This is a genomic window from Brachybacterium sp. UNK5269, assembly GCF_049266655.1.
Classification (GTDB): domain Bacteria; phylum Actinomycetota; class Actinomycetes; order Actinomycetales; family Dermabacteraceae; genus Brachybacterium.
Genome location: NZ_CP184883.1, coordinates 1,298,737 through 1,317,075, shown reverse-complemented (window position 1 = coordinate 1,317,075; position 18,339 = coordinate 1,298,737). Strand labels below are relative to the sequence as shown.

17 protein-coding genes and 1 riboswitch are annotated in these 18,339 nt (G+C 75.1%); of the genes, 9 read left to right on the top strand and 8 right to left on the bottom strand.

The genetic code is table 11. The annotated features are described in order from the left end of the window. Positions 1–3 precede the first annotated feature (3 nt). Both ACOJUI_RS06060 and ACOJUI_RS06055 read right to left on the bottom strand, forming a co-directional pair. Positions 4–744, bottom strand: coding sequence for an endonuclease/exonuclease/phosphatase family protein (locus ACOJUI_RS06060; protein WP_422117174.1), 741 nt, complete (start codon positions 742–744; stop codon positions 4–6). Between the two features lie 2 nt (positions 745–746). Then, positions 747–1,790, bottom strand: coding sequence for an ADP-ribosylglycohydrolase family protein (locus tag ACOJUI_RS06055; protein ID WP_422117173.1), 1,044 nt, complete (start codon positions 1,788–1,790; stop codon positions 747–749). Positions 1,791–1,877: 87 nt separating this feature from the next. Between ACOJUI_RS06055 and ACOJUI_RS06050 the strand changes: the two genes are divergently transcribed. The 6 genes from ACOJUI_RS06050 (at position 1,878) to ACOJUI_RS06025 (ending at position 8,625) form a co-directional block, all read left to right on the top strand. Then, positions 1,878–2,687: a hypothetical protein gene (locus tag ACOJUI_RS06050; RefSeq protein ID WP_422117172.1), complete on the top strand. Its 810-nt coding sequence runs from the start codon at positions 1,878–1,880 to the stop codon at positions 2,685–2,687. Between the two features lie 43 nt (positions 2,688–2,730). Beyond that, on the top strand, positions 2,731–4,752 hold the full coding sequence (locus ACOJUI_RS06045; protein ID WP_422117171.1) for a M13 family metallopeptidase: 2,022 nt from the start codon (positions 2,731–2,733) through the stop codon (positions 4,750–4,752). After that, positions 4,749–5,315, top strand: coding sequence for a hypothetical protein (locus ACOJUI_RS06040; protein WP_422117170.1), 567 nt, complete (start codon positions 4,749–4,751; stop codon positions 5,313–5,315). The genes ACOJUI_RS06045 and ACOJUI_RS06040 overlap by 4 nt, the downstream gene beginning before the upstream one ends. Positions 5,316–5,363: 48 nt before the next feature. Then, a riboswitch (TPP riboswitch) is annotated at positions 5,364–5,468 on the top strand. Positions 5,469–5,516: 48 nt separating this feature from the next. After that, on the top strand, positions 5,517–6,098 hold the full coding sequence (locus ACOJUI_RS06035; protein ID WP_422117169.1) for an ECF transporter S component: 582 nt from the start codon (positions 5,517–5,519) through the stop codon (positions 6,096–6,098). A gap of 104 nt (positions 6,099–6,202) precedes the next feature. Further along, positions 6,203–8,164, top strand: coding sequence for an ATP-binding cassette domain-containing protein (locus tag ACOJUI_RS06030; RefSeq protein WP_422117168.1), 1,962 nt, complete (start codon positions 6,203–6,205; stop codon positions 8,162–8,164). 29 nt (positions 8,165–8,193) lie between these two features. Then, positions 8,194–8,625, top strand: coding sequence for an ankyrin repeat domain-containing protein (locus tag ACOJUI_RS06025; protein WP_422117167.1), 432 nt, complete (start codon positions 8,194–8,196; stop codon positions 8,623–8,625). Between the two features lie 21 nt (positions 8,626–8,646). Here ACOJUI_RS06025 and ACOJUI_RS06020 read toward each other — a convergent pair whose 3' ends face one another. The 4 genes from ACOJUI_RS06020 to ACOJUI_RS06005 are packed head-to-tail and all read right to left on the bottom strand — an operon-like array spanning position 8,647 to position 11,401. Further along, positions 8,647–9,153 (bottom strand): GNAT family N-acetyltransferase, encoded by a 507-nt coding sequence (locus ACOJUI_RS06020; protein ID WP_422117166.1) that lies wholly within the window; start codon positions 9,151–9,153, stop codon positions 8,647–8,649. Between the two features lie 35 nt (positions 9,154–9,188). Next, a complete protein-coding gene (locus ACOJUI_RS06015) occupies positions 9,189–10,241 on the bottom strand; it encodes an Fpg/Nei family DNA glycosylase (protein ID WP_422117165.1) in 1,053 nt (350 codons plus the stop codon). Next, positions 10,241–10,732 (bottom strand): ribose-5-phosphate isomerase, encoded by a 492-nt coding sequence (locus tag ACOJUI_RS06010; protein WP_422117164.1) that lies wholly within the window; start codon positions 10,730–10,732, stop codon positions 10,241–10,243. Before ACOJUI_RS06010 ends, ACOJUI_RS06015 begins: the two co-directional genes overlap by 1 nt. Positions 10,733–10,780: 48 nt before the next feature. Then, positions 10,781–11,401: a disulfide bond formation protein DsbA gene (locus ACOJUI_RS06005; RefSeq protein WP_422117163.1), complete on the bottom strand. Its 621-nt coding sequence runs from the start codon at positions 11,399–11,401 to the stop codon at positions 10,781–10,783. Between the two features lie 115 nt (positions 11,402–11,516). Between ACOJUI_RS06005 and ACOJUI_RS06000 the strand changes: the two genes are divergently transcribed. Both ACOJUI_RS06000 and ACOJUI_RS05995 read left to right on the top strand, forming a co-directional pair. Beyond that, positions 11,517–13,319, top strand: a complete 1,803-nt coding sequence (locus ACOJUI_RS06000; protein WP_422117162.1) for an ABC transporter transmembrane domain-containing protein — start codon at positions 11,517–11,519, stop codon at positions 13,317–13,319. Further along, entirely contained in the window at positions 13,316–15,148 is a 1,833-nt protein-coding gene (locus ACOJUI_RS05995; RefSeq protein WP_422117161.1) for an ABC transporter ATP-binding protein, read from the top strand. The genes ACOJUI_RS06000 and ACOJUI_RS05995 overlap by 4 nt, the downstream gene beginning before the upstream one ends. 1 nt (position 15,149) lies before the next feature. Here ACOJUI_RS05995 and ACOJUI_RS05990 read toward each other — a convergent pair whose 3' ends face one another. Beyond that, entirely contained in the window at positions 15,150–16,442 is a 1,293-nt protein-coding gene (locus ACOJUI_RS05990; RefSeq protein ID WP_422117160.1) for a hypothetical protein, read from the bottom strand. Positions 16,443–16,485: 43 nt separating this feature from the next. On the opposite strand from ACOJUI_RS05990, the gene ACOJUI_RS05985 reads away from it, so the two are divergent. Then, the gene (locus tag ACOJUI_RS05985; protein WP_422117159.1) at positions 16,486–17,640 is read left to right on the top strand and encodes a serine/threonine-protein kinase; all 1,155 of its coding nucleotides are present in this window, start codon (positions 16,486–16,488) and stop codon (positions 17,638–17,640) included. A gap of 15 nt (positions 17,641–17,655) precedes the next feature. Here the strand turns inward: ACOJUI_RS05985 and ACOJUI_RS05980 are convergent, their stop codons facing one another. Continuing rightward, entirely contained in the window at positions 17,656–18,336 is a 681-nt protein-coding gene (locus ACOJUI_RS05980) for a response regulator (protein ID WP_422117158.1), read from the bottom strand. Positions 18,337–18,339 lie beyond the last annotated feature (3 nt).

Genomic DNA, 18,339 nt, shown 5'->3' with positions numbered 1-18,339 from the left:
GGATCAGAGCGCGACGTCGACCAGCGTGGGCAGGTGGTCCGAGGCCCCGGACAGCCGCTCCGCATCCACCCGCGCCGTGGAGCGCACCGCCCGCGCCTGCTCGACCTGCACGCCGTCGGTGACCAGCACCGCGTCGATGCGGCGCTGCGGGCCCGCCGCCGGGAAGGTGAGCTCGCTCTGGGCGGCCGGGTCGCGCAGCAGCGGGGCCAGGAAGGTGCGCGCCGCACCGTCGGCCGTCTCGTTGAAGTCCCCGCCCACGATCACCGGCGCCCCCGCCCCGCGCACCAGTGCGGACAGATGCTCGGCGTGCGCGCGACGGTTGTCCTCCTGCAGCGCGAGGTGGGTCGAGGCGACCACCACCGCGCCGCCGCCCGGGATCGACAGCCGCACCGCGGCGACCCCGCGCGGGTAGGTCGAGTTCAGGTCCGTCAGCTGCTGCGCGACGGGGTGCGCGCCCCGCCGGATCACCTGCGCGGCGACCGCGTCGGAGGCCAGGATCGCCAGGCCGCGCCCGCCGGCGCCCCCGACCAGCACCCGCCGGTCGACCTGGCGGGCCAGCCAGTCCAGCCGCGCCGCCGGCAGCACGAAGCGCGGCGCCTCCTGCACCAGCAGCACATCGGGGGCGAGGTCCCAGATCGTCTCGACCAGGGCCGACAGGTCCCCGCGCAGCTCCCACAGGTTCCAGGCCAGGATCCGCAGCCGCCAGGGCTCGCGGCCGGCCGCGACGGCAGGGCTCGCCGCCATGGTCAGCTCCCCTCGCCGGCGTCGCGGACCATCGGCTCGATCACGCGCTCGACCAGACCCACTAGCTCGTCGACCTCGTAGCCCGGCCAGCCGAACAGCATCCGCCGCCATTCCGGCGGCACCGCCTTCGGTCCCAGCGCCGCCCCCATCAGGGCGCCGGTGATGCAGGTGACGGTATCGGTGTCGTAGCCGGCGCGAGCGGCCGCGTCGAGGGCGGCCACCAGGGTGTCGCGCTGGGCGAACTTCCCGGTCGGGATCGGGCCGGCCTCGGTGATCGCGGCCCAGGCGGCCTGGAAGGCGCCGACCACCCAGCCGTTGCGGCGGAACATCGCGGGCTCGGAGACCTCCGCCTCCTCGATCCGCTCGGTCCACAGCGTCCGCCGCTCCGGGCTCAGCCGGTGCAGGCCCACCCGCACGTCGAGCTCGCCGGTGAGGATCGCGTGGCGCACCGCGAGGCCCCACAGCATGCAGGCCTCGGTGGTGTCGGGGTGCACATGTGTCAAGCGGCACACCGCGTCGATCCCCTCGACCGCATCGTCCTCGGGCGAGAGCAGGTAGGGCAGCACCGAGGCGTGCACCCGCATCAGGGAGCCGTTGCCCGCCGAGGCCGGCAGCTCCTCGAAGACCAGCGCGGCGGCGGCCCGGAAGTCGGCCGCCCGCGGCGCGTAATGGCCATCGGCCCGGGCATGGTCGGCCGCGATGCGCACCACCTGCGCGGTGAGCGTGCCGATGTCCGGGGTGCCCAGCGACCACGAGTACCACTCGCGGGCGATGTGGTCCTGGGCGGTCTCGATGCGCAGGTCATGGTGGTCGGAGGCGGCCAGCGAGGCCTCGAGGACCACGATCGCCATCGAGGTGTCGTCGGTCCACTCCCCCGGCTCCCAGCCGAGGACGCCCCCGCCGATCATGTCGATGTCCTCGGAGTCCACCACCGGGGACTGGAACTCGTAGGGCGCACCCAGCGCGTCGCCCGTGGCGGCCGCGACGACGCTGCCGACGGCGCGCTGGCGCTGCGCCGGGGAAAGGCCCGTCTGCGTGCTCGTCATCGGCTCCGTCCTCCCGTGCTCGTGGTCCCACCCCGACAGTAACGCGTCCGGGCACCGCTACCCTGGTGGGGACCGAGAAGGAGCCCCATGACCGACACCCCCGCAGCCGCTGATCCGCACTGCGAGAACCGCCCCGGCGAGGACCCGCACGACCACACCGGGCACGACCATCCGCCCACGGGCGCGGACCTGGTCCGCGATCTCGTCAAGGGCCTGTCGATCCAGGCGCTGCTGATCCCGGCCCTCGGTGTGATCATGCTCATCGCGATCCTGCCGTTCGCGCCGGTCACCCCGGTGCCGCTGCTGCTGGGCCTCGGCCTGGGCGCCGCCCAGCTGGTGTCCCTGGTGGCGACCAGCCTGTTCGTCTCCCGCACCCGCCGGCAGCTGGCGGTCAACCCGGGCCTTCTCGCCGTGCGCAGCGTCGTCGACGAGCTGCTGCGGGTGGCGGCGGTGCTGCTGGCGCTGCTGCTGTGGCCCGGCGACATCCGCGCCGAGCTCGGGGTGTGGGTGGGCGCCGGCTGCGCCCTGGTGTGGGTGATCCTGTCCACCGCCCAGACCGTCACCACCCGGCGCCGGATCGCGCGACCCGGCGAATGGTCCGAGGACGCGATCTCGACCCTGCTCTCGCAGCGCGTCGGCGCCCGCTCCACCGTGGTGATGCGGCTGCTCGACGTGGCCGGCACCGTCATGTTCCAGCTCGGCGCCACCGTGCTGGTGATCCTCTCGCCCGTGCTGGTGATCGGGACCGCCGTGCTCTCGATCGGCACCGGCCTGTCGACCCTGGTGCTGCAGCGCCTCGCCCCCGCGGAGCGCTCCCGCAGCCCCTGGGCCTACGCCCCCTTCGTGCTGGGCCTGGTCACCGTGGGCCTGGCCTCGCTGGGGCTGCTCGCCCTCTGATCCGCGCCGCCCCACCCGCCTCTCACCCCCGCAGGAGCCGATGATGACCGCTGCCCCCACCCCCGCCCGTCCCTCCGGCCTCGTCCTCGACCAGGTCGACGAAGCGATCCGGATCCAGGACGACCTGTTCGGCCACGTCAACGGACGCTGGCTGCGCGAGCACGAGATCCCGGCTGACCGCTCGAGCGACGGCGCCTTCCACGCCCTGCGGGACCTGTCCGAGCAGCGGGTGCGCGAGATCGTCGAGGAGGCGGCGGCCGACGACGGCGACCGCGCCCCGCACCAGGTGCCGACCACGGACCACGCCCGGGTGGGCGCGCTGTACCGGATGTTCATGGACACCGAGGCGATCGAGCAGGCCGGCACCGCCGTGCTCGAGGACCTGCTGGGCACCATCACCGCCGCCGCGGACCTCACCGCCCTCACCCGCACCATGGCCGCCCCCGACTCGGGCGCCTCCGTGCTGGTGTCCTACGTCTGGACCGACGACCACGACTCCAGCAGCTACCAGGTCAAGCTCCACCAGGGCGGACTGGGACTGCCGGACGAGTCCTACTACCGCGAGGAGCGCTACGCCGCGATCCGGGAGGCGTACGTCGGCCACCTGGCGCGGCTGGCCGAGCTCGCCGACCTGCCGGGCCGCGACGGCCTGCCGGCCGGGGGCGCCGACGCCCTCGCCCGCGCGGTGATGGACTTCGAGACCCGCCTGGCGGCCTGCCATGTCGACGTGGTCCGCCTGCGCGACCGCGAGAAGTCCTCCAACCCCATGGACGCCGCCCAGCTGCGCGCGCTGGCCCCCTCCTTCGCCTGGGACGCCTACGTCGAGGGCACCGGCGCCCCGGCGCGGGCCTTCGAGGTGGTCTCGGTGGGGCAGCCCGAGTTCGTCCCCGTCGCCGCCGAGCTGCTCGCCGCCGAGGACCTCGCGGTGCTGCGCGCCTGGCTCGCCGTCCACGCCGTCTCCGCCTACGCCCCCTACCTGCCGGCAGCGCTGGTGGAGGAGGACTTCGCGTTCTCCGGGCGGGTGCTCTCCGGCGCCGAGGAGCTGCGCGAGCGCTGGAAGCGGGGCGTCGCCTTCGTCGAGGGCGTCGTCGGCTTCGCCGTCGGCCGCGAGTACGTCGCCCGCCACTTCCCCGCCTCCCACAAGGAGCGCATGGTCCACCTCGTCGAGGCGCTGATGGACGCCTACCGCGAGTCCATCACGGGCCTTGCGTGGATGACCCCTGCGACGCGGCAGAAGGCGCTTGCGAAGCTCGAAAAGTTCACCCCGAAGATCGGCTACCCCTCGACGTGGCGCGACTACGACGGGCTCGAGATCGTGCCCGGGGACCTGGTGGCCACCGTCCGCGCCTCCCGCCGCTTCGACGCCGAGTTCGAGTACGCGAAGGTCGGCGGCCCGATCGACGAGACCGAATGGCACATGACCCCGCAGACGGTCAACGCCTATTACAACCCCGGTCGCAACGAGATCGTCTTCCCCGCCGCGATCCTGCAGCCCCCCTTCTTCGACGCGGAGGCCGACGACGCGGTGAACTTCGGCGGCATCGGCGCGGTGATCGGCCACGAGGTCGGCCACGGCTTCGACGATCAGGGCTCCAAGTACGACGGCGACGGCAACCTGCTCTCCTGGTGGACCCCGGAGGACCGCGAGGCCTTCGACGAGCGGGCCGCCCTGCTCATCTCCCAGTACTCCGAGCTGTCCCCGCGCGACCTCGACGACACCCACCGCGTCAACGGCGCGCTCACCATCGGCGAGAACATCGGCGACCTGGGCGGGCTCTCGATCGCCGTGAAGGCCTACCTGGGAAGCCGCTCCGCCGAGGAGGTCGCGGCCGAGCTGGACGGCTTCACCGGCCTGCAGCGGGTGTTCCTGTCCTGGGCGACGGTGTGGCGCGGCAAGAACCGCCCCCAGGAGGCGATCCGCCGCCTCGCCGTGGATCCCCACGCCCCGATGGAGTTCCGCTGCAACACCGTGGTGGGGCACCTCGAGGCGTTCCACACCGCCTTCGACGTCACCGAGGGCGACGCCCTGTTCCGCGCCCCCGAGCAGCGGGTGAGCATCTGGTGAGGCCGGATCCGCCCGTCCACGTCGGGGCGACCCGTCCCTCGGCCATCGGCTGGACCCGGATCGGCATCACCGTGGGCGTCGGCGCCCTGCTCGCCGTGCTGATGGCCCAGCGCTCCACGATCGAGGCGACCGCCCTGGTGGTGGTGCTGTTCGGGGGGCTCGCGGTGTGGACCTGGGCGACCCAGTGGACCCGCTTCGTCGTCGACGAACGCGGGCTCACGGTGAGCCTGGGCGGGATCCTCCCCCGCCGCTCCTGGCCGCTGGCGGACTTCCGGACCGTCCAGCTGCGCACCCTGCCGGCCGCGAGCGCGGGCGCGAGCATCGGCGGCTACGGCTGGCGGCGCGGCAGCGTCCTCTCCGCCGGGCCCCACGAGCTCACCCCGGTCGGGAAGCGGAAGGTCTTCACCACGGCCGCGACGAAGCAGCCCTGCCGGATCATGGTCACCGGCCCGGGCACCGTCGTCGAGATCATCGGCCGGGGCACGACCAACTACCTGATCTCCCCGGTGGACCCGCAGGCGACGGCCGACGCGGTCGACCAGGCCATCCGCTCGCGCCGCTGAGGCAGGGCGCCGAGAGGGCTGCCCCGGCAGGATAGGATGCGTCTCGTCATCCGCTGACAGGGGAGCACCGACCGGTGCTGAGAGTGCGCCTCGGCGCAGACCCTCGAACCTGATCCGGTCAATACCGGCGTAGGGAGTCGGGATATATCCGCGCGGGGCCATCGGCCCCGGCGCGCCCCTTCCATCGAGGAAGGAGACATGATGACTCGTTACCGCACCGTGGACCTGCTGGTCACCGTCCTGATCGGGGCCGCCTTCGGGGTCGCGTTCCTGGGCTACGGACAGCTCTACACCCTGATCGGACCGCTGACCACCGCGTTCAAGCCCGCCGAGGGCCTGCTGGCCGGGATCTGGTTCCTGCCGGCGATCCTCGCCGCCCTCATCGTCCGCAAGCCCGGTGCCGCCCTGCTCGCCGAGATGATCGCGGCCGTGCTCTCGATGCTGCTGGGCAGCCAATGGGGCTGGGGCACCGCCGTGTCCGGACTCATGCAGGGCGGCGGCGTCGAGCTGGCCTTCCTGCTCACCCGCTACCGCACCTTCACCCTGCCGGTCGCGATCCTCGGCGGGGTGCTGTCGGCCGTGCTCGAATGGGGCTGGGAGAAGTTCGCCTACTACCAGGAGATGAGCTGGGCCTTCTCGGGCGCGATGCTCGGCTTCTTCGTGCTCTCCGGGGCCCTGCTGTGCGGCGTCCTGGGCTGGGCCGCGAGCCGCGCGATCGTGGCCACCGGCGCCGTGGACTCCCTGGCCGCCGGCCGGGAGCACACCCGGGTCGCGGAGGCCTGAGCACCCTGACCGCCCTGCACCTGGACGCCCTGCGCTGGCGCCCCCTCTCCCGGCGCGAACCCACGATCGCCGGCCTCACCCTGAGCATCCCGGACGGTCAGCGGGTGCTGCTGGCCGGGGCCAGCGGCAGCGGGAAGTCGACCGTGCTGCGGGCCCTGGCCGGCCTCCTGGATCCGGAGTCCGGCGAGGGCAGCGGCCTGCTGCCGGCGCCGGAGCGGCCCGGGGAGCGCGGACTGCTGCTGCAGAACCCCGCCCACGCCCTGGTCGCGGCGACCATCGGACGGGACGCGGCCTTCGGCCCGGAGAACGCCGGGCTCGAGCGCACCGAGATCCGCCGGCGCGCCGCCGCAGCCCTCACCGCCGCCCAGGTGGACCTCGATCCGGCCCGCGCCCCGCTGGACACCTCCGGCGGTCAGCAGCAGCGCATCGCCCTCGCCGGCGCTCTCGCGCTGGGACCGGACCTGCTGCTGCTCGACGAGCCCACCAGCATGCTCGATGCCGACACCGCCGCGCAGGTCCGCCGGGCGGTCCTCGACGCCGCCGGCGACCGCACCCTGGTGGTCGTCGAGCACCACCTGGGCCCCTGGCTCCCCCACGTCGACCGCCTGATCGTGCTCGGGCCGCAGGCCCGCATCCTCGCCGACGGCGAGCCCGCGACGGTCCTGGACCAGCAGCGCGCGGCGCTGGTGGAGGCCGGGTTGCTCGCGCCGCCCACAGCCACGACCCCGCCCCCGCCGCCCCGCGCGCCCGGCCCCGTGATCGCCGCCCTGCACGAGGTCACCGTGCCCGCGCGAGGACTGCGCGAGCCGCTGACCCTCGAGGTCCGCGCCGGCGCCCTGACCGTGCTGACCGGGCCCAGCGGCGCCGGCAAGTCCACCCTGCTGCGGGCCCTGCTCGGCCCCGGCGAGCCCGCCACCGGCACCGTGACGCGGCCCGAGCCGCCGCGGATCGCGAGCGTCCCCCAGAACCCCGAGCACTCCTTCGTCGCGGCCACCGTGCGCGAGGAGCTGCTGGCCTCCCCCTGGGCCGAGGACCCCGAGCTCGCCGACGCACTGCTGGGGCGGGCGGGCCTGAGCCATCTCGCCGGCGCCCATCCCCACCGCCTCTCCGGCGGCGAGCAGCGCCGGGTCGCGATCGTCGCCGCCCTCGCCCAGCGGCCCGATCTGCTGGTGCTCGACGAGCCCACCGTGGGCCTGGACGCCCGCCTCCGCCGCGCGGTGGGCGAGCTGCTGGCCGCGGCGAGGGCCGGCGGCTGCGCGGTGCTGGTCGCCACCCACGACGACGAGCTGGTGCAGCGCGCGGACCACCGGCTCGAGCTGCCCGCCCCCCGCGGCGAGGAGGTGCCGCCGCCCGCGCGGCGGCGGATCCCGGCCGATGCGCTGAACCCGCTGACGCTGTGCCTGATCGGGATCCTCGCCGCGATCGGCTCCTTCGCCGTGCAGAGCTGGCAGGGCGGCCTGCTGGCCCTGCTGCCGAGCGCGGCGCTGGCCCCGCTGGCGGTGCGGAGCCTGCGCGGCGGAGCGCTGCGGCTGCTGCCGATCCTGCTCTCGGCCGCGGGGCTGGCCTGGACCACGGCGCTGCTGGGCGAGGCCCCTGCGCTGTCGGGCGAGGCCTGGCTGCTGGGCCTCAAGGAGGCCGCCCGGATCACGGCCTTCGTGGCGCCCGGGGTGCTCGCGCTCGGCAGCGTGCAGGCCACCCCGCTGGGGGACGCGCTCGCCCAGCGGCTGCACCTGCCGGCCCGGCCGGTCGCCGCCGGGGTGGTCGCCCTGGTGCGGGTCACCCATCTGGGCCGGCAGTGGGAGACCATCACCACCGCCCGGATCCGTCGTGGGCTCGGACGCGCCACCTCCCCGCGCCTGCTGGCCGGCGCCACCCTCGCCCTGCTGGTGGACACCCTGCGCGGGGCCGAGCAGCAGGCGCTGGCGATGGACTCCCGCGGCTTCGCGACCGCGCGGGACCGCAGCTGGGCCGAGCCCAGCCGCTTCGGCCCGGCCGATGTGCCCGGCGCCCTGATCGGGGTGGGGCTGCTGGTGTGGCCGGCGATCGCCGAGCTGCTGCTGCGGTGAGGGCGCCCGGGGCGTCGTACCCTGGAGCGGTGAACGACGAGACCCGGTCCCCGCTCGACCCCTCCCAGGACGAGGAGCTCATCGCCCTGGCGACCTCCCTGCTCGACGCCGCCCGGCAGGGCGACGCCGGGACGCTGCTGCCGGTGCTCGAGCGCGGCGTCCCGGTGAACCTCAGCGACAGCGCCGGCAACTCCCTGCTGATGCTCGCCGCGTACCACGGCCATGCGCCGCTGGTGCGGGAGCTCGCCGCCCGCGGGGCCGACGTCGACCGCATCAACGACCGCGGTCAGTCCCCGCTGGCCGGGGCCGCCTTCAAGGGCTTCGCCGACGTCGCCGCGGCGCTGGTGGCCGCCGGGGCCGATCCGGACCTGGGCACCCCGAGCGGGATCGAGACGGCGCGGTTCTTCGAGCGCTCCGAGATCATCGCGCTGATCCAGGCAGCGCAGGGCGAGCGGGGCTGAGGCCGGTCCGCGGCCGCCGGCTCAGACCTGCGGGTGCCGCAGCACCATCGCCACGTGCTCGATGCCGGCCTCCAGGAACACCTCGCTGACGGTCGCGAAGCCCATCGAGGCGTACCACCGCTCGAGGTAGGCCTGGGCGTTGATGTGCACCTCCGCGGCGGGCGCGAGCTCGCGCGCGACGGCGATCGCCGCGGTCATCAGCTGCCGCCCGTAGCCGGACTTCCGATGCTCGGCGTGCACGGCCATGCGGCCGATCCGCACCGTGCCGTCGCTCTCGCGCAGCACCCGCAGATGGGCCACCGGCGTCCCGGGCAGGTCCGCGGCGCTCGCCGGCGGGCTCGGCAGCTCGAGCCACATCAGGGTCGTGGTGGGCTCGAGGTCGCGGCCGTCGAGGTCCGGATCGGGGGCCTTCTGCTCGAGGCTGAAGACGTCCTGGCGAAGCTTGGCGAGCAGGTACAGCGTGCGCGGGTCGAGGTCGGCCAGGGCGGCGCGGCGCAGCACGGGGGCGGCGGCATCGGGGGCGGGCATGGCGGACAGGGTACTGCCGCCGCGGCCCGGGACGCTCATGCGGCCGCCTCGCCGTCGCAGCGCGTCGCCAGCGCCCACGGCGCCGCCGGGTGCTCGCGGGTCCAGCTCGCCCGGCGGCTGCGGCTGCTCTGGCAGCGGGGGCACCAGAACACGGTGCGCGCGGCGATCTCCCCGGAGCGCACCGCGGTGCCGCAGAGCCGGCAGGGCAGGGTCTGGCGGTGGTAGACGTAGAAGGACTTCTCGCGCGGCACCACCCCCGCCTCCTCGTCGCCGTTCTGCCGGGCGCCGCGGGAGCGCTCGAGGATCCGCGCCTCGAGGTCGCGGTGCTCCGGCTGGGTGGTGACGATCCGGCCGGTGCGGGCGCCGTAGGCCATCAGCGCCACCAGGTCCTCCCACATCTCCTCGAGCAGTCCGGCGCTCAGGTCCCGCCCCGGCACCAGCGGATCCAGCCGGGCGCGGAACAGCAGCTCCGCGCGGTAGATGTTGCCGATCCCGGCGACGATGCGCTGGTTCATCAGCAGCGCGCCGATGGAGCTGCGGGAGCGGCGCACGGCCTCGACGAAACGCCGGGGGTCGGCGTCGGCCCGCAATGGATCAGGGCCCAGCCGGTCCAGGATGTCCTGGCGGCCCTGCGCGTCGAGCACCTCGCAGGCGGTGGGGCCGGTGAGATCGGCCAGTCCCGAGCGTCCGGCGATCCGCAGCCGCACCGTCGGCCGCGGCACCAGGCGACGCCAGTCGGCGGCCTCCTCGGCCCCGAGCGCCTCCTCCTGCTCACCGACCCGGCGGCGCGGGGCGCCGATCGCGCGGGCGAGCGCGAAGCCGGGCTCCCCCGCGAAGGTCCAGGAGCCGTACAGGCCCAGGTGGACGTGCACGTGCCGGACCACCGGGGAGGCGGGGTCGACGTCGGGCGCGGGGGCGAAGGGCAGGAACAGGTGCTTGCCGACCGCCCCGGCGCCCAGCAGCACCCTCCCGTCCAGCTGCGCGGCCTCGGCGAACCGGCCCTGCGGGCTCGAGGTGCGCACCGGCTGGCCGCCGAAGGCGCGCTCGAAGGCCGCGGCCAGCCGGTGGACGGTATGACCCTCGGGCATCAGGGGACCAGGGGCGCGCCGGTGCTCTTCGGGTCCTCGTAGCCGCCGCTGCGCTCGTAGCGGCCCACCATGTCGATGCGCCGCTGGTGGCGCTCCTCGCCGCTGAACGGCTCGGCGAGGAAGAGGTCGATCAGGGCCTCCAGCTCCTCCTCGCTGTGCTGGCGGGCGCCGACGGAGATGACGTTGGCGTCGTTGTGCTGGCGGGCCAGGCGCGCGGTGTCCTGGTTCCACACCAGCGCGGCGCGCACGCCCGGGACCTTGTTGGCCGCGATCTGCTCGCCGTTGCCGGAGCCGCCGATGACGACGCCGAGGGAGCCCGGGTCCGCGACCACGGCCTCGCCGACGTCGGTGCAGAACGGCGGGTAGTCGTCGAGGGCGTCGTACTGGTGGGCGCCGTGGTCGACGACCTCATGCCCCTTGCCCTCGAGCGCCGTCACCAGACGGTTCTTCAGCTCGAAGCCGGCGTGGTCGGTGCCGATGTGCACTCGCATGGATCAGGGTCTCGCTTTCGGGGAAGGACGTGCAGAAGGTGGAGGGGATCAGCTGAAGTCGATGTCGCCGCTGCGGGAGCGCTTGAGCTCGTAGAAGCCCTCGATGCCGGCCATGGTCTCGAGCGCGTCGAGCAGGGCGCCGGCGGCCTCGCCCCGCGGGGCGGGCGAGAGGACCGGACCGAAGTAGGCGGTGCCCTGGCCGAAGCTGATCACCGGGGTGCCGACGTCGGAGCCGACGCGGGAGATCGCGCCGTCGTGGGAGGCGCGCAGGGCCTCGTCGATCTCGTCGCCGGCGACCGGGTCGTAGGCGTCCAGCAGGGAGGCGGGCAGCTGCGCGGCCGCGAGCGCCGCGGCCGCCACGGCCCGGCGGTCGTCCTGCTCGCCGCCCACGTGGAAGCGCTCCCCCCAGGCGGTGTACCAGCGGGCGAAGGCCTCGTTGCCCTCGGCGCGGTCGATCGCGACCGCGAGCCGCGCCGGCCCCCAGGACTGGTCCATCGAGGCGCGGTAGCCCTCGGGCAGGTCACGGCCCTCGTTCAGCACGGACAGGGACATCACCGAGAACCGCGGGGAGATCTCGCGCACCTCGGCGGCGTGCAGCAGCCAGCGGCTGGTCATCCAGGCGAAGGGGCAGACGGGATCGACGAACAGTTCGACGGTGCGCGCGGTCATGACGGCTCCTGGCTCGGGGGTGCGGACTCCCGCCATTCTGTCACCGTCCCGTCCCGCGCGGTCCGGGCGTCTAAACAGGTTGCGCCGCGCTGATCCATAGGGTGTGATTCGTCGAGTGCTCGATGCCTCCTCCCCCTCCGCCGCGACCGCGGCGTCCACGACCGTGACCACGGCCGATCCTCCCGTGCGGTCCCGGGGCGTGATGTCCTCGATCCTGCGCGCCCATCCGCGGATGCTCGCGGTGGTGCTGCCGCTGGCGACCCTCTCCGAGGCCGCGGAGATGGCGATGCCGATCCTGCTGGGGCTGGTCATCGACCGTGGCATCGTCGCCGGGGACCTCGGTCTGACCCTGCTCGGGGCCGCCGTCCTGATCGGCGTGCGCCTGGTGGGGATGGTGCTGTGGGTCTACACCTTCATCGAGAGCCAGAAGGCGTGCCTGTACGAGCGGCACCGGCTGCGGGTGGGCCTGACCGGCGCGGTCCTGGACCCCCGCTCCCGGCCGATCGAGCGACCGGCCGGCGAGGTGCTCTCGATCGCGACCTCCGACGCCGACAAGGCCTCCGACGTGCTGGACATGCTGCCGTGGGTGGTGCCCTCGGGGATCGTGATCCTCGCCGCGACGGTCTGGATGGCCCTGCAGGACCTGTGGCTGGGCACCGCGATGCTCACCGGCATCGCGGTGATGGTGATCGTGGTGCGGGTGATCGCCCCGACCCTGTCCCGGCGCTACGACGCCCAGCAGACCCAGGCCGCCGAGGCCGCCGCCACCGCCACCGACCTGGTGCACGGGCTGCGCGTGCTGCAGGGGCTCGGCGTGCAGTCCCGGGCCCGCGCCCAGTACCGCCGCCGCTCCCGGGTGGCGCTCGAGGCGGCCCTGGTCAACGCCCGCTACTCGGGACTGTCCTCGGGGCTGACCACACTGGTCACCGGCGCGATGATGGCCGCGGTGGTGGTCATCGCGGTGGTCCTGGGCCTGCGCGGCGAGCTCGGCATCGGGGTGCTGATCGCCGTGGTCGGCGTCGCCCGCCAGGTGATGGGATCGCTGCAGGGCCTGGCGACCATGCCGGTGTGGTGGGCGAGCATGTCCACCTCCGCCCGCCGCGTGCGGGACCTGTTCCGGGACCTCGGCCGCTCGGTCGACGACCCCGCCCTCACCCTGGACGCGCTCTCCACCGCCCGCGACGACCGCGGCGCCGGGGCCGGGGCGCCGCAGGAGCGCCGCGGCGCCGCCGGCGGACTGCACCTGCCCGCCCTCGGCCTGAGCGTCGAGGACGGCAGCGTCGTGGCGCTGGCCTGCGCCGACGCCCGGGACGCGGAGGAGGTCATCGACGCCGTCAGCGGCCGCGTGGACGCGGGCGCGCGCGTGGGGCAGCGCCGGATCCGCCCGGAGCAGCGGGCCGCCCTGCGCTCCGACCTGCTCGTCGAGCCCCATGTGGTGGACCTCTTCGACGGCACCCTGCGCGAGCAGCTCGCCACCCGCGCCCCCGACGGCACCGCCACCGACGGCAGCGACGACCGCTGGGCGGACGCCGCCCTGCACGCGGCCGGGGCCGACGACCTGCTGCGGATCCTGCCCGAGGGCTACGACTCCCGGATCCTGGACCGCGGTGCGAACCTCTCCGGCGGCCAGCGCCAGCGCATCGCCCTGGCCCGCGCCGTCGCCGCCGACACCCCGGTGCTGGTGCTGCAGGACCCCACCACCGCGGTCGACGCGGTCACCGAGCAGCACATCGCCGAGGCCCTGGTGGCGGCGCGTCGCCGCAGCGACCGCGCCACGCTCGTGGTCACCCGCTCCCCCGCCCTGCTGCGGGAGGCGGACCGGGTGGTCTACGTGCGCGCGGGCGGGGTGGCCGCCGCCGGCGCCCACTTCGAGCTGCTCGAGGAGCTCGACGACTACCGGGAGATGGTGCAGCGATGAAGGACCTCGACTGGAAGCGCCCGCTCGACGAGGTGCTCGGCGACGACGCGACCGCGCAGCGCCAGCTCGCCGAGCACGCCCAGCTGCTGCCGATCGCCGACGCCCGGGCCACGCTGCGCTTCATGCTGGGCCGGCTGCGCGAGCACTGGGGCGCGGCGCTCGCGACGCTCGCGGTGACGATCGGGGCGGCGACGGCCGGGGCGATCCTGCCCCGGCTGATCGGGGCGGCGGTCGACGTGGTGGCCGGCGGCGGCAGCGAGCGCGACGGCTGGGTGCTGGGCGCCCAGATCCTCGCCGTCGCCGCCGTGCAGGCGGTGCTCGCCGCGGTGGGCTGGTCGATGGTCTCGGCGCTGGGCCAGCGGATCCTGGCCGGGATGCGCGAGGACGTCATCGACCGCGCCCTGGACCTGCCCGCGCAGACCATGGAGCGCTCCGGCATCGGCGACGCCCTGTCCCGGGTGGCCGACGACGTCGACGTCGCGGCGCGCGCCGTGAACAACCTCGTGCCCTCGCTGATCCAGATGGGCTTCTACGTCGCGGTGACCATGATCGGGATGGCGACCCTCTCCCCATGGCTGCTGATCCTGGTGCTCCTGGTGGTCCCGATGTACGTGGCCGCCGCCGTCTGGTACCTGCGCCGCACCGCGCCGCTGTACCGCCGGGAGCGGATCGCGATGGGCGCCCGCGCGCAGGGTCTGCTCTCGGCGATCCACGGCATCCCCACCGTGCACGCCTACGGCATCGAACGGCGCGAGACCCGCCACGTGGCGGTGCTCTCGGAGACCGCCTCGGTGCTCGGGATGCGGGTGATGTACCTGGTGGGCCGCCTGGTCGCGCTGATCAGCATCCCCGAGAACCTGGCCCTGCTGCTGGTGCTGGTGCTCGGCTTCGTGATGGTCCACGTCGCGGGCGCCCCGATCGGCCTGGTCACCGCCGCGGGGATCTACCTGATCAGCCTGTTCTGGCCGATGATGTCGGTGATCTTCAACCTCGACGAGGTGCAGTCCGCGGTCGCCAGCGTCTCCCGCATGGTCGGTGTGATCAGCGCGATCGACCCCGCCGCCTCCCCCGGCCCGGAGCGTCCGCGCGACGCCTCGATCCGGCTCGAGGGCGTCAGCCATGCCTACGGCCATCGCGAGGACGGCAGCGAGCGGACCGTGCTGCGGCCGATCGACCTCGAGATCGCCCCCGGCGAGGTGGTCTCGCTGGTCGGGGCCTCCGGCGCGGGCAAATCGACGCTGGCCGCGATCATCGCCGGCACCCTGACGCCCCGCCACGGCCGGGTCCTGCACGGCGGCGCCGATCTCGCCCGGGCCGACCTCGAGGCGGTGCGCTCCCATTCCTCGATCGTCAGCCAGGATGTCCACGTCTTCCGCGGGACTCTGCGGGAGGACCTGCGCCTGGCGCGTCCGCAGGCGAGCGATCAGGAGCTGTGGGCGGCGCTGGCCCGGGTCGACGCCGCCGGCTGGGTCGAGCGCCTGCCCCACGGGCTGGACACGGAGGTCGGGGAGAAGGGCGAGCGGCTCTCGTCCGAGCAGTCCCAGCAGCTCGCGCTGGCCCGGGTCGCGCTGCAGGACCCGGCGGTGCTGGTGTTCGACGAGGCCACGGCCGACGAGGGCTCCTCGGGGGCGCGGGTGCTCGAGCGGGCGGCGCTCGAGGTGGCCCGCGGCCGCACCACGATCATCGTCGCCCACCGGCTCTCCCAGGCCATGGTCGCCGACCGGATCCTGGTGATGGCCGACGGCGCGGTCGTCGAGCAGGGCAGCCATGAGCAGCTGGTCGCCCGCGGCGGCGACTACGCCCGGCTGTGGGAGGCCTGGGCGGGCTGAGTCAGGGCCGGCGCAGCCGCAGCACGAGCACCCCGGCCACCCCGGTCAGCAGCGCCATCAGCGTCAGCAGCCCCCCGCCGATCAGCAGCGCGAGGCGGGGCGCGGTCGCCGCGGACGTGTCCCCCAGCTGCAGCACGGTGCCCTCGGCGGCGTCCTGCGCGACCTCGCCCTCCACCTCGAGGGTGAGGATCAGGGTGACGGGCCCGGCGCCGGCGGGGTCCGCGTCGGCCGGGCGCTGGAGGCGCTGCAGCTGGACCGTGTGCACCCCCGGCAGCCAGGCCGAGCGCACTGCGGGCAGCTCCGCGCTGCGGTTGCCGAGGTCGACGGGCGCGGCCATGCCGCCCCCGGCGACCCGGTCCCCGCTGCTGAGCGACCAGGTGCCGCCGCCGACGCTCACCGGGGAGCGGACGGCGTCGAAGACGCGCAGGGCGAGCGTGCCGGGCTCCTCCTCGGGCACGGCGGTGACCTCGGTGCGCCAGCGCAGCCGCTGTCCCTCCTGCACGTCGACGGAGACCAGCCCGGTCTCCCCGGGCAGCAGCTCGAGGACGTAGGAGCCCGGCTCGAGCGGGGTGGCCGCGGCGAAGGAGCGGCCCAGCGCGATCGGCGCGGTGTCGGCGGGCGAGACCGGGGAGGCGCCGTCGTCCTCGATCTCCTCCTCCACCGCCGGCGCGCCGCCGCCGATGCCGGCCGGCTGGATCGCGACCTGGATCTCGACGGGCAGCGGCACCTCGGCCGCGCGCGGCCCGGCGCGCACGACGCGCAGGAACAGCTCCTCGCCCGCGCAGCCGTCGGGGCCCAGCACGTCGGAGACGGCAGTGGTGGTCAGGGGGCCGTCGCCCGTCGTGCTCTCCCCCACCGTCTGCGCGCCGCCGCCCTGGCAGGCGTCCCCCGCCGCGGTCAGGAAGCCGAGTCCCAGCGCCAGGGCCTCGGCGTCCTCGGGGAGCCCGCCGGGGTAGGGAGGGGCGGCGAGGGTGGCGGCGGCATGCACCCGCTGCCCGTCCTCGACAGCGATCCGGTAGTACGCCACGGCGCCGTCGTCATGGACCTCCGCCGAGCCGCTGGCGAGCACGTCGCGGTGGATCCCCGGCTCGATCAGCGGGGCCTGGGCCAGCGAGGCCCCGCCCTCGACCGAGCGTCCCTCGGCGGCGTACGCATGCTCCGGTCCGGTGCCGTCCGCAGCGGGGTCGGCGGGTGCGGCGGGCAGCGGCCCGGCCAGCACCAGAGCCCAGACCAGCGCGGCCACCAGCGCCGGGGCGCGGAGCGAGGGCCGGGCGGTGCGTGCGCTGCGGGTCATGCGCTCTCCTGGTCTCTGCGGCGGTGGCCTAGCATGACCCATCATGTCGGATGTCATCGCAGGCCGCATCGAGCTGCTCGAACCGCTCGCCCGGGGCGCCTCCGGGTCCCTGTGGCGCGCGATCGACCGCCGCTACGGCGCGATCTGCGCGGCCAAGGTGATGCGTCAGCGCGACGGCGCCGAGGTGCTGCGCTTCGTGCGCGAGCAGAGCGTCGGCACCGCCCAGGGCCTCGGCCGCCACCCCCACCTGCTGCCCCCGTACACCTGGGTCGCGGAGGACGACACCATCGTGCTGGTGATGCCGCTGGTGCACGGCGGCACCCTGGCCGGGGCCCTCGCCGAGCACGGCGCCCTGTCCCCCGCGCTGGTCGCCCAGCTGCTGCGTCAGCTGCTCGACGCGCTGGCGGCGATGCACGCCTGCTCCTGGGTGCACCGCGACGTCAAACCGGCCAACCTGCTGCTGGACAGCACCGGGGAGGCCGCTGCGCACCTGCTGCTCGCCGACTTCGGGATCGCCCTGCACGAGAGCGACGTGCGGCTGACGGCGACCGGCTTCGTGCACGGCACCCCGGGCTTCATGGCCCCGGAGGTGCTCACCGCGGGGGTCTCCTCCGCCGCGCAGGACGTCTGGGCGGCCGCCGCCTGCGCCCTCGAGGCGCTCGCGCCCCGGCCGCCGGGCGAGCGCCCCGCTCCCTCGGACCTCGCCGAGCAGGTCACCGCGGTGCTGGCCGCCGCGCCCGATCCGGCCGCCCGGCCGCTCGGGCAGCTGCTGCGCGCCATGCTGGCCGCCGACCCCGCCCAGCGGCCGACGGCGGCGCAGGCGCGGGACGCGATCCCCCTGCTCACCGCTCCCGTGGCGCACTGGTCCCGCACCGCCCGCGGCGAGCGCTTCAGCGTCCCCGACCGGATCGCGGCGGACCGCGACCTGCCCGAGGTGCCGCTGGAGGGTCCGGCGTCCCTCGCCCAGCGGTCCCCGGGCCTGCACGAGCGCCTGGTGGCGCGCACCGGTGCGGCGAGCCCGGCTCCCGCGCCGCCGACGCCGGTCCCGCCGGCGCCGGTGGCGTCCGCGCCGATCATCGACGCGCCCGCCCCGTCCGCCGTGCAGCGCTCGAGGACCCGGATCGGGGCGCTGCTGCTGGGGCTCTCGGCGCTGAGCCTGACCGGCGCCGTCTCCCTGTTCTGGGCGGCGCTGGGCTGAGCGCGGGGCGCGGGCCTACTGGCCGGCGCGGACCAGCCCGGACTCGTAGGCGGCGACCACCAGCTGGGTGCGGTCGCGCAGCGCCAGCTTCGAGAGCATCCGCGAGACGTGGGTCTTGACCGTCTGCTCGGCCATGAACAGCTCGCCCGCGATCTCCCGGTTCGCGAGCCCGCGGGCGACCAGTCGCAGCACGTCCAGCTCGCGCTCGGTGAGCACGGACAGCATCGCCTCGGGGTGGGCCGCGCGCTCGGGCCGGCCGACGAAGTCGGCGATCAGGGCGCGGGTGACGCGGGGGGCCAGCAGCGACTCCCCGGCCGCCACCACCCGCACCGCATGGACCAGCTCCTGGGGTGTGGAATCCTTGAGCAGGAATCCGCTCGCCCCCGCGCGCAGGGCGGCGAACACGTACTCGTCGGCATCGAAGGTGGTCAGCATGATGATCCGCGGCGGAGTGCCGGGCATCGCGAGCACCGCCCGGGTCGCGTCGAGCCCGCCCACGTGCGGCATGCGGATGTCCATCAGCACCACATCGGGGCGGGTGCGGCCCACCACCTCGGTGATGCCGGCGCCGTCGGCCGCGGTGCCCACCACCTCGATGCCCTCCTGCGCGTTCAGCAGCGCCTCGAAGCCGCCGCGGATCATCGACTGGTCGTCGACGATCAGCACCCGGAGGTCGGACTGCACAGGGGGGACCATGGC